The organism is Psychrobacter sp. AOP31-B2-9 (assembly GCF_052378005.1).
In the GTDB taxonomy this organism is placed as follows: domain Bacteria; phylum Pseudomonadota; class Gammaproteobacteria; order Pseudomonadales; family Moraxellaceae; genus Psychrobacter.
In genome coordinates, this window is sequence record NZ_JBQSXG010000035.1 from 21,187 (window position 1) to 27,186 (window position 6,000).

Here is a 6,000-nt window from a genome sequence, read left to right on the forward strand (position 1 = left end):
TACCATAATAAAGGCAAGACCGTTACTTATCACCATTCATAAAACAAACAACAGAACCGACAGCAAAACCAATAATACTGCCACCGTCATTTCTATTTCTAAAATTTAAAACTAAGACAATAACGACTAACCATTTTATCTCTTAAGTCCAAAGCTTAATAAAACAACATCATTTTGGACGCCTAACACAAGGATAATCGCTTGACTGACTCCATGAGCCGCCGTATAAAGTTTGAATCATTGACGCCAGCACAGCTTAAAATCGTGCTAGGTGAATACAACAATCATATGAAATATATCCAAAAACGCCTTGATATCAAAATCATGCAGCGTCAAGGTGATTTTTGCCTGAGCGGTGATGTGACTGGTGTTGAGCGCGGTGAACGTATTATTTATAAGATGGTAGATGAAGCGCAAAACAAAAAAGACATCAGCGCAGAAGAGCTGCACCTTATCATCCAATCGAGCATTTCTCGTGATGAAGACATGGCCGCAGATGCGCAACGCGCAGAAGAAGATGCTGCCAAAGAAGAAGATTTCGATGTCACCCATGAGTTCACACCCGTTAGTTTGCGCACGCGTAAGGGTCGCATCATTCCTCGCGGTGGCAATCAGCAAACCTATGTCCAAAACGTACTAAACTCTGACGTCTCATTCGGTATTGGCCCTGCTGGTACAGGCAAAACATATTTAGCGGTTGCTTGTGCCGTAGACATGCTTGAGCGTAATGAGATAGAGCGGATTTTGTTGGTGCGTCCAGCGGTAGAAGCTGGTGAAAAACTAGGATTCTTGCCGGGTGATTTAACCCAAAAAATCGATCCTTATTTACGCCCATTATATGATGCGCTATATGAAATGATCGGCGTTGAAAAAGTAGGTAAGCTGATTGAAAAGCAAGTCATTGAAATAGCTCCCCTTGCTTATATGCGCGGCCGTACATTAAACAATTCATTTGTCATCTTAGATGAAGCGCAAAATACCACGCCTGAGCAAATGAAAATGTTTTTGACCCGTCTAGGGTTTGGCTCACGAGCGGTAATTACTGGTGATATCACCCAAGTGGATTTGCCACGTGGTCATAAGTCAGGCTTGGGCCAAGCACTAGAAATATTAAGTGGTATTGAAGAAATTCATATCACCAAGTTTGATTCAAAAGATGTGGTACGCCATCAATTGGTACAAAAAATTGTCGAAGCATACGATGTGTTCGATGAAGAACAAATAGTATTAGAAGAAAAGCGTAAGTTTGAGCGTATCAAAGAGCAAGAGCGTAGACAAGCCATCGCTAATGCAGCAGCCAAACTATAAACTGGCTAGCCTGCTATTTACTTCCATAGAAATGCAAAACCGGATTACTGATTAGTAGTCCGGTTTTTTGCTGCTAGACTGATGGTTAGCATTAGTAATACCATTCACAAAAATTAGAGTAGCAAGGAAAAAGAGTACAAGCACTACACATTGTAGGCTAAGCGATTTTGACACAGCTAATCGTATTCTTGTGAATGGTATAAGTTAATCTTGATCAGTTCGAGCAAATTAAACAAACAACATGGTAATAAAGTAAGGAGAGAACAACATGACCCAATATAATAATGATGATAGTTTGAAACAAAACAATGAAAGCTTTGAGATATTAGACATCAGTGCTACGAATAGCATCAACGACGAGATTCTCGATGCTTTTTATCATCGTGACATGCTCCTGCCTGTCATAAATGCGACTTTAGATTATATAGATGGGCGTATTAATAATGGTTTGGTACTGCCCTATTTTGCAGAAATTGATATTGAACTGTGGCAAGAAAAACAAAAATCACTTGATATATACATTACTGATGCGACTGAAGGTCGCGAATTAAACTTGGAAGCACGAGGCAAAGATTATGCGACTAACATTCTGTCTTATCCTAGTGACTTGCCAGCCACTATCATCGATCTGATGCCGACCCTAGCACTCGGCGAGCTGATTATTTGTCATGATGTGATAGTGCGTGAAGCAGCAGAACAGGAGAAAACAGTCGCACAGCACATTAGCCACCTATTAACACATGGCATGCTACACTTACTGGGGTTTGACCATGAGATCGGACAGGCTGAGCAAGATGAGATGGAGCTTTTTGAGATTGAGGTTTTGGCAGGTTTAAACCTACCAAATCCTTATGCTTAAATATAGGGCGTACTTGATATTTGACCATAGCACTAACAGAAATTGTTTTAGTGATCAGCAGTGCCTATTTATGAGTATTCAATACGCCCTAATCAATTGATAGCTAGTCTTTTGTCATTGGTAGCTTTTGTGATTGATTCATTTGGTTAATCATCTGATCCAGCCCTTTAACATGAACACTACGCTGCGGGAATGGAATTTCAATCTTCTCATCGTCGAGTGCATGTTTAAACTGCTCTAGCAAATCGCATTGCATCGTCCACCAATCAGCATTGGTCGTCCAAACATTTAGAGTTAGATCCACTGAGTTGTCACCCAAATTGGTCACGCGCACGACAGGCTCAGGATCAGTAAACGCTAGCGGGTTGTTCCTTGCTAAGTTTAACATCACATCTTTGGCCGTTTTGATATCAGCATCGTAGCCGATGCCAACCGTGATGTCGACGCGCCGATTGGGCAATGCGGTGTAATTGATGACCGCTGAGGTGGTGATATCACCATTAGGAATGATTACATCATGATTATTTATCGTCGTTAGATGAGTATTGACCAACGTAATCTCAGTCACTGTACCAGTATAACTACTGATCTGCACATAATCACCACGTACAAATGGACGGAAAACCACAATCATAATACCAGCGGCAAAGTTCGACAGCTGATCTTTTAATGATAAACCAATCGCAACAGCGGCACCACCCAATATAGCCACAACAGATGTGGTCTGTACACCAACTTTACTAAGTGCTGCCAGTGCCACTATCACCAATAGTACACCATAGAGCAGCCGGCTCAAAAAGCTAGCAATGGTATCATCTAAATGACTACGAATCATGATTTTTTGAGCAATGGCAACCGCTTTTTTAGCGAGCCAGCGACCCACGATGAATATTACGATTGCTAGTGCAACCTTAAGAACTAAACTTAATGTGTTGCTGGTAAGGGTAGCAATATCTATAGTAAAACCTAAAAATTCCATACTAACTCTTTATTTTATAGCTGTGTTTGATGAATTGAGGATATTTTTCATCTACAAATCAAAATATTGGGCCGTGTCTTCATTTCAAAAATGGTGATAAAAATAGCGCAGATAATATCAGGATATTAACCAGCTATTTAACGCTGTTTGGCAAGATTTAGCCGTTTTTAGCCCATTTAGATGACTATCAGGTGAATTGAAGACATGCCCTAGTGTCTGCTAATAAGTCACATCAACTTTGTCAGTGTATTGATAGGTACGAATCAAACGCAATTCAACGATATCCTTCATGTCTTCGGTAAATTTACCGAAAGGTGCTGCTTGTCTCACCGACTGCTTAGCAGCTTCGTCTAATATCGTTGAACCGGAGCTTTCTAGCAGGCGGATGGCTTTGACGTTACCATCACTACTAATAATGACCATCAGACGTACGTCACCTGTGATGCCTTGCGCTCGAGCTTGTACCGGATAATGTAGATTACCAATACGCTCAACATGCTCGCGAAAAGTGTTGATGTAATCTGCAGCAGAACCACGTGTCGTTGAGTTACTATCAACCGTCACGACCTTGGATTTGGTCGCATAGACCTGTTGACGTTGAGATAACTGCGCCTCTAAGGTAGCGACTTGTTTACGCAGACGCTCTTCTTGTGCTATTAGATCATCTTGTGCTTGTTTGCTATCATTATCAGACTCTACATTGGCTTGACGCCAACTGAGTGTCGTACGTAAATAGCTTTCTTGATAGCGTTGCTGCCGCACTTTGCGTTGCAAGCTAATGACATCTTGCGTTTCACCCATTTGCTCAGCAGAGAGTGGACTGAACTGATCATTTTCTTGTCGCAACTGCTCCTCTATCGTACCACCGCCTTCTTGAGAAGCATTAGCGATAAAGTGGGCATCTTCGTTTGGCTGCATGTTATCAGTGAGCACTTTTGCAACATCTTGCATCATTGCAGCAGGATCACTCCCCATAGAAAAGCTAACACCAAAAATAATCAATGCGTGTACACCCACTGCAATAACAACAGCAACAGGTAAGCTAATATCCCGCTTAGGTACTTGCGCGGAAAAATGATAGCTTTGTGAATCTTTAATATAGGCCACGGTCAATCTCAGCTTATGGGTACGAGCTTATAGGTACAAAACAGCAGATAATAAGCGTTATAATAATATGCATAGTATAGTCTGGCGCTATGATAACATGACAAAGAATTATGTCACTAGTATAACTATTGCTTGAGCAATTTACCCCACTCGCGCAATATTTACAATCTTTGGCCGACTAATTAAAAGAATGTTGTCAAACCTAATACAAAATCAATACGCCAAATTAAAATCGGTTGATGATTTGACTATAGTAGCCACGCCTATTAGGCTTTATATTCTGGGTATAATTAAGGCGTGCCTTCAGTTCAATTGATAACCATCAAATATTTAATACCTACTAAGTGAATGACTGTAAAGTATATGCGTACATTTTGTAGCCATCATATTTGATATATACTACTTGGTATAGTCAAAGAACTCTAGAACGGATACAAGGCAGCTGACTGCAAATTGTACAAGTATTACATCTAGGAACGAGTAGCCGTTTAGCTGTTCTCTAACTATAGGTATCATCTTACCAAATCAAAACCACTTTATACCAAAACTAAGTAGTAAGATTGGCCATATCAAACTCATTTTCTTGGCTACTCTAGTTTTTGTAACTGGTATTAGGGCGTGTTGAACATTCAAATGTGGTGCTGGCAGCGACTATTTTTTAGACAATATGCAGTGAAATTTTTGATACCTAGTCATTCTAGGTTAAACAATTTCGCCATATATTGGCAAAAAAGAGTACTGCCCCAAAGGGCTGATGCTAAAATCACCCCAAACGTCGTTACAAGCCTAGTTAAGGTCTCGACATTATCGTCGGCTTGCGCCAGTTTGGTGCAATTTTAGCAATCAGCAGCCCTAATATTTGAATGTTCAACACGCCCTAATTACCTTGTCTTGATCAGCGCTTCTGTGCACGCTCTATTCAACAATACGCCTATAAACTATAAGGATAAGCAGTTTGAGTGATTTTGATAACTTAGATAATTCAGAGGATTTTGACGATTTTTTTGAGGATATTAACTACCGTTTCGATGAGTCATTCAGCAATGGTTGGGAACGTCTTATCCAGTCCGTTAGACAGGTATATGACAAAACAGCTGATAAATTTGAAGACGAGCTTGCCTTACCAGTGACACAAGAATACGTCAATGATGCACTACAAAAATTCGTCACTAATAATGTAAAAGCCATCTTAGAGTTGCGTGTTGAAATGCATGACGACTGGTTTCGCCTATACAGCACGATTAACACAGCGGGGATTTATGTCGAGGTGGCTAGTAACTTTAGCCTAGTTCATGTTCAGCTTGATCGCAATGTCCAACGTTTGGTATTTGGTCAGCAGACCTATACTGATATTCTCAACCTACGCTGTGAGTCTTACCTTAAACGCCAAGGTGTTAAGTTCTTTATTTGGTTCTATCACAGCATCCTTAAAAAAGACCCTTTAGGATTTCTACTATCTTACATCAAGATTGCCCGTGCAAAAGATGAAGTCATTTACATTGACATTCATCGTTGGCTAAAAAATAACAAAAAAATCATTAGTACTTTGCATAAGGTACAAGTAAATTATGCCGATCTTGAAGAAGAGCAAATGATTTTAAAAGCTCAAGTTAACTACCGTGACTTACTGGCTGCAAGTAGCAACGAAGATATCATTAGCGATGATGATGAGCCTGATCTAATGCAGGCATCCGTCAACCCTTCAAATGAGGCTGCTATACCAAGCACAGTATAGACATGACATATT

5 protein-coding genes are annotated in these 6,000 nt (G+C 40.4%); 3 read left to right on the forward strand and 2 right to left on the reverse strand.

Annotated features, from left to right (window positions below; all coding sequences use genetic code 11):
* The first annotated feature begins 213 nt into the window (after positions 1–213).
* Together ACT3SX_RS06095 and ybeY are read left to right on the forward strand one after the other, a co-directional pair.
* The gene (locus tag ACT3SX_RS06095; RefSeq protein WP_192519253.1) at positions 214–1,308 is read left to right on the forward strand and encodes a PhoH family protein; all 1,095 of its coding nucleotides are present in this window, start codon (positions 214–216) and stop codon (positions 1,306–1,308) included.
* Between the two features lie 268 nt (positions 1,309–1,576).
* On the forward strand, positions 1,577–2,167 hold the full coding sequence (gene ybeY, locus ACT3SX_RS06100; protein ID WP_192519237.1) for an rRNA maturation RNase YbeY: 591 nt from the start codon (positions 1,577–1,579) through the stop codon (positions 2,165–2,167).
* A 103-nt stretch (positions 2,168–2,270) separates the two neighbouring features.
* On the opposite strand, the gene ACT3SX_RS06105 is transcribed toward ybeY, so the two are convergent.
* Both ACT3SX_RS06105 and ACT3SX_RS06110 read right to left on the reverse strand, forming a co-directional pair.
* Positions 2,271–3,146 (reverse strand): mechanosensitive ion channel family protein, encoded by an 876-nt coding sequence (locus ACT3SX_RS06105; RefSeq protein WP_192519236.1) that lies wholly within the window; start codon positions 3,144–3,146, stop codon positions 2,271–2,273.
* Positions 3,147–3,365: 219 nt separating this feature from the next.
* The gene (locus ACT3SX_RS06110; protein WP_192519235.1) at positions 3,366–4,253 is read right to left on the reverse strand and encodes an energy transducer TonB; all 888 of its coding nucleotides are present in this window, start codon (positions 4,251–4,253) and stop codon (positions 3,366–3,368) included.
* A gap of 955 nt (positions 4,254–5,208) precedes the next feature.
* Between ACT3SX_RS06110 and ACT3SX_RS06115 the strand changes: the two genes are divergently transcribed.
* Positions 5,209–5,988: a hypothetical protein gene (locus ACT3SX_RS06115; RefSeq protein WP_192521020.1), complete on the forward strand. Its 780-nt coding sequence runs from the start codon at positions 5,209–5,211 to the stop codon at positions 5,986–5,988.
* Positions 5,989–6,000 lie beyond the last annotated feature (12 nt).

Bases quoted from the DNA above. Each gene is read 5' to 3' on its own strand.
- ACT3SX_RS06095 (WP_192519253.1), top strand. From the start codon at position 214: ATGAGCCGCCGTATAAAGTTTGAATCATTGACGCCAGCACAGCTTAAA.
- ybeY (WP_192519237.1), top strand. From the start codon at position 1,577: ATGACCCAATATAATAATGATGATAGTTTGAAACAAAACAATGAAAGC.
- ACT3SX_RS06105 (WP_192519236.1), bottom strand. From the start codon at position 3,146: ATGGAATTTTTAGGTTTTACTATAGATATTGCTACCCTTACCAGCAAC.